Source organism: Tatumella sp. JGM118, from assembly GCF_018257515.1.
Lineage (GTDB): Bacteria > Pseudomonadota > Gammaproteobacteria > Enterobacterales > Enterobacteriaceae > Tatumella > Tatumella terrea.
Genome location: NZ_JAERJR010000036.1, coordinates 1 through 4,519, shown reverse-complemented (window position 1 = coordinate 4,519; position 4,519 = coordinate 1). Strand labels below are relative to the sequence as shown.

General features: G+C 42.8%; 5 protein-coding genes and 1 pseudogene. All 6 read right to left on the bottom strand.

The window, feature by feature from the left end:
- Positions 1-267 precede the first annotated feature (267 nt).
- Positions 268-732 (bottom strand): DUF943 family protein, encoded by a 465-nt coding sequence (locus JK223_RS16750; protein WP_371813183.1) that lies wholly within the window; start codon positions 730-732, stop codon positions 268-270.
- On the bottom strand, positions 722-1,570 hold the full coding sequence (locus JK223_RS16745) for a YPO3983 family protein (RefSeq protein WP_212715279.1): 849 nt from the start codon (positions 1,568-1,570) through the stop codon (positions 722-724). The genes JK223_RS16750 and JK223_RS16745 overlap by 11 nt, the downstream gene beginning before the upstream one ends.
- A gap of 232 nt (positions 1,571-1,802) precedes the next feature.
- Complete coding sequence (locus JK223_RS16740) at positions 1,803-2,264, bottom strand: DUF943 family protein (protein WP_212715277.1); 462 nt, start codon at positions 2,262-2,264, stop codon at positions 1,803-1,805.
- A pseudogene (locus JK223_RS16735) lies at positions 2,254-3,104 on the bottom strand (YPO3983 family protein). Before JK223_RS16735 ends, JK223_RS16740 begins: the two are co-directional and overlap by 11 nt.
- Before the next feature lie 370 nt (positions 3,105-3,474).
- Positions 3,475-3,939 (bottom strand): DUF943 family protein, encoded by a 465-nt coding sequence (locus JK223_RS16730; RefSeq protein ID WP_212715276.1) that lies wholly within the window; start codon positions 3,937-3,939, stop codon positions 3,475-3,477.
- Positions 3,929-4,519: YPO3983 family protein (locus JK223_RS16725; protein ID WP_212715275.1), on the bottom strand; the 591-nt coding region annotated here is incomplete at its 5' end. The genes JK223_RS16725 and JK223_RS16730, both read right to left, overlap by 11 nt.

The following is a 4,519-nucleotide window of genomic DNA, read 5'->3' as shown; positions in this document are numbered from 1 at the left end:
CCGCAGGGATTATCGTCCCTTAAATAAGAAGTCAAACAGGATGATGCTGTGCGGGCATATACCGTGGCTCATAAGTCGTCAGGGGGGCGCAGAAGCGTATACAGCATACAGGATTTCCCCGGAGTGCCTTTGTTCACATTTCAGGCCAGCCGTCTGTCTGTGAATTGACGGAGAATACATTCTGTTATTTTGTTACTTCAGGATGCCTTTGACTTTTTTCGGCGGAACGAGTCACTATATCGCTGACACTGCAACAGGCAGAGCGGTTTAATCGTCTTTCATTTTTATGATGTTACCGTCTTGGTTAATAAGATACCTTTTATTATTAGTGGTAAAATACAGGCCCATATTCCTGCCGTAGTTGACAGTAAAAACTTTATTCTTTTCTATACAATTGGCAGGTGGGTTCATATCATCGAAGCAGAGTCTGTCATATTTACCTTCTTCTTTATACCCATCACCAAAATCCCAGAAGATAACAGTAAAAAAACCATCAGTATCAGGCCGGGGGACTCCATAGCTGTTTTTAAGCATCTGCTTATTTTTCTGCCACCAATTTATTCTCCCTTTATCAGTAAAAGGGAAATCATTGACTAAAACCGAGCTGTAGTTATCTTTCTTATGTACCGCAATAATTTCCACCGGACGACAGGTCAGCCATACAAGATAGCTTATCAGGGCAGCCACTGTAGTAAAAATAATTAGCAGTATTTTCTTCATATTAGCTTCCACTACGTCCCCCGTTAATCTCTATAGTGGCTTCCATATTGGTCATAAATGGTCTGAACCCAAACTGCATGTAATGCTGGAGTACAAACCAGATACGGAATAGATGGAATTGGTTAAATTGTGTTTTTAGTATATCGTCGCTGTCGAGGCCAAAATGATCCTGTACTTTATAATGTACCACTGCACGGAAACGGTCATCATCAATATTCAGTGATTTTATGGTAATATGCGTTGCCCAGGTATCATGGATAGTAATACCCATGCCGTTAAAATTATCGCGAAATTTGATGAATTTAGGTAGTTTTCCATACAGGATCGAATCAACTAATTTTTGCTTTCCCTCTGACGGGTAATATTTTTTATCCCAGTCGATATATTTTTTTAATCCTTCTTCCAGTAATAATCGCGTACTATTTTCCTTTGAGTTATCCCTGATAATTTGCTCCGTTAGCGCCCTGTCCAGGGCCATATCCCGGAAGGGAGTACCGTTGCCAGTCTGCATATGAGTGATCATCTTTTCAATCAGATGACGGTAGGGACCGTAGAAAGAGAACTGTCGGGATAGAGAGCGGAATTCATCAAACAGGATGGCGGCACACTGCTGTCGGGTGATCTTTTTACCCTGGCCACGCAGATGACAGCAGAACATGGACTGAGGACGATCCATGGAAGAACGCCGGGTCAGCGTCCAGGGATCCACCTGATCAGAAATATACTCCAGGCCGTAGTATGTTCTTAATTGGGTTTCGGTTAACTCTCCACAGCGCATATCGCTGGCACTGTAGTCATCCATTCGCTTCTGCGTCCTGAAAAGGGTACAGGGGAGTGGCAGTGCATTTATCATGATCTGTTCCTTAGATCGTACTGGCTAAAAACCAGTCTCTGTATGCAGAGTACTTCGGGTAGCAGGGAAGTGCCAGCGCCCGGGGGAAATCAGATTCCTGTCCTACAGAGAGGGATGAATTTCCGGAGTGCATTAACAGGCATCAAAACTATGATATCCGGTAAGTGGGTTTTAATTTTTCGACAAGGATATCAGGATTTTTTTTCTGCTTAGGCGTAGAAGGGTAGTTCTATTCACGCCGGAATTTCATTAATTTTCCTTTATCATTCAATTTATATCGCCCTTCATAAGTGATAAATATCTCTCTTTCATAGTTAAACCTTTTTATAGTAAATACAGGTTCTTTATCGATGCAGTTGATTTTTGTCTGCATATCCTCGAAACAGAGTCTGTCATATTTATCTTCTTTATATCCCTCACCAAAATTCCAAAAAGTCACATCATAACCACCATAAGTAGCAGGTTTTGGAATGTTATAGCGACTTTTTATTATATCTTTATTCTTCAACCACCAGTCTGTTTTTCCTCTATCTGTAATAGGAAAGTTTTTTACAAGTATTGAGCTATAGTTACCATCATTATGAATTGCAATAATTTCTACCGAGCGTAAGTTGAGCCAAATAATATAACCTATCAAAGTACCTACAATAATTAAAAGAACTAACAGAATATTTTTGATATTAGCTCTCATGACGAACTCCGGTGATTTCTACAGTGGCTTCCATATTGGTCATAAATGGCCTGAAGTCGAATTGAGTGTAATGCTGGAGCACAAACCAGATACGAAAGAAATGGAACTGACTGAATTTTGTTTTCCGTATATCGTCGCTGTCGAGGCCGAAATGATCCTGTACTCTGTAATGCATACGGCCCGGTAACGGTCATTATGAATCTGCAGTGATCTCAGGGTGATATGGGTTGCCTGGGTATCATGAATGGTAACCCCCATGCCGTTAAAGTTGTCTGCAAACCTGTCAAATTTTGGTAATCGCCCCTCAATAATACTTTTTCTCAATTTGTCCTGGTTTACTGCCGGAAGATACATTTTTTCCCAATTGATGCCTGTTCTTAAGGCTTTCAATAACAGGATGCGCGTGCTGTTCTTCTCCGAAGAGTCCCTGATAATTTGCTCCGTTAGCGCCCTGTCCAGGGCCATATCCCGGAAGGGAGTACCGTTGCCAGTCTGAATATGAGTGATCATCTTTTCAATCAGATGACGGTAGGGACCGTAGAAAGAGAACTGTCGGGATAGAAAGCGGAATTCATCAAACAGGATGGCGGCACACTGCTGTCGGGTGATCTTTTTACCCGGGCCACGCAGATGACAGCAGAACATGGACTGAGGACGATCCATGGAAGAACGCCGGGTCAGCGTCCAGGGATCCACCTGATCAGAAATATACTCCAGGCCGTAGCATGTTCTTAATTGGGTTTCGGTTAAATCTCCACAGCGCATATCGCTGGCACTGTAGTCATCCATTCGCTTCTGTGTCCTGAAAAGGGTACAGGGGAGTTGCAGTGCATTCATCATGATCTGTTCCTTAGATCGTACTGGCTAAAAAGCAGTCTCTGTGTGCAGAGTACGCCGGGCAGCAGGGAAGTGCCAGTGCCCGGGGGAAAATCAGATTCCTGCCTGATCCGCAGGGATTATCGTCCCTTAAATAAGAAGTCAAACAGGATGATGCTGTGCGGGCATATACCGTGGCTCATAAGTCGTCAGGGGGGGCAGAAGCGTATACAGCATACAGGATTTCCCCGGAGTGCCTTTGTTCACATGTCAGCGCCAGCCGTCTGTCTGTGAATTGACGGAGAATACATTCTGATATTTTGTTCAGGATGCCTTTGACATTTTTCGGCGGAACGGGTCACTATATCGCTGACACTGCAACAGGCAGAGCGGTTTAATTGTCTTTCATTTTTATGATGTTACCGTCTTGGTTAATAAGATACCTTTTATTATTAGTGGTAAAATACAGGCCCATATTCCTGCCGTAGTTGACAGTAAAAACTTTATTCTTTTCTATACAATTGGCAGGTGGGTTCATATCATCGAAACAGAGCCTGTCATATTTACCTTCTTCTTTATACCCATCACCAAAATCCCAGAAGATAACAGTAAAAAAACCATCAGTATCAGGCCGGGGGACTCCATACCTGTTTTTAAGCATCTTATTGTTTTCCTGCCACCAATTTATTCTACCTTTATCGGTAAAAGGGAAATCTTTCACTAAAATATAACTATGATTACCATTTTCGTGTACAGCGACGATTTCTACCGTACGCAGTGACAGCCAGATTACGCTGGCTGATAGCAGGCAGGCGAAGAATGAAAGCGTGAAAAGACTTACCTGATAGTTAACTTTCACTACGGCCTCCGTTAATCTCTATAGTGGCTTCCATATTGGTCATAAATGGTCTGAACCCAAACTGTATGTAATGCTGGAGCACAAACCAGATACGGAAGAAATGGAACTGACTGAATTTTGTTTTCCGTATATCGTCGCTGTCGAGGCCGAAATGATCCTGTACTCTGTAATGCACTACGGCCCGGTAACGGTCATTATGAATCTGCAGTGATCTCAGGGTGATGTCTGTTGCCGAGGTGTCATGAATGGTAATACCCATGCCATTAAAATTATCCTGAAACCTGCTAAATTTAGGTAATCGTCCTTCAAGGATGGCTTTTGGTAGTTCATTTTTTTGATGGGCCGGGTAATACTCCCTATCCCAGTCGATATATTTTTTTAATCCTTCTTCCAATAACAATCGCGTACTATTTTCCTTTGAGTTATCCCTGATAATTTGCTCCGTTAGCGCCCTGTTCAGGGCGATGTCCCTGAAGGGGGTACCGTTGCCAGTCTGCATATGGGTGATCATCTTTTCAATCAGATGACGGTAGGGACCGTAGAAAGAGAACTGTCGGGATAGAAAGCGGAATTCATCAAA

Excerpts from the sequence above, each read along its gene's own strand:
- JK223_RS16740 (WP_212715277.1), bottom strand. The coding sequence starts at position 2,264 with ATGAGAGCTAATATCAAAAATATTCTGTTAGTTCTTTTAATTATTGTA.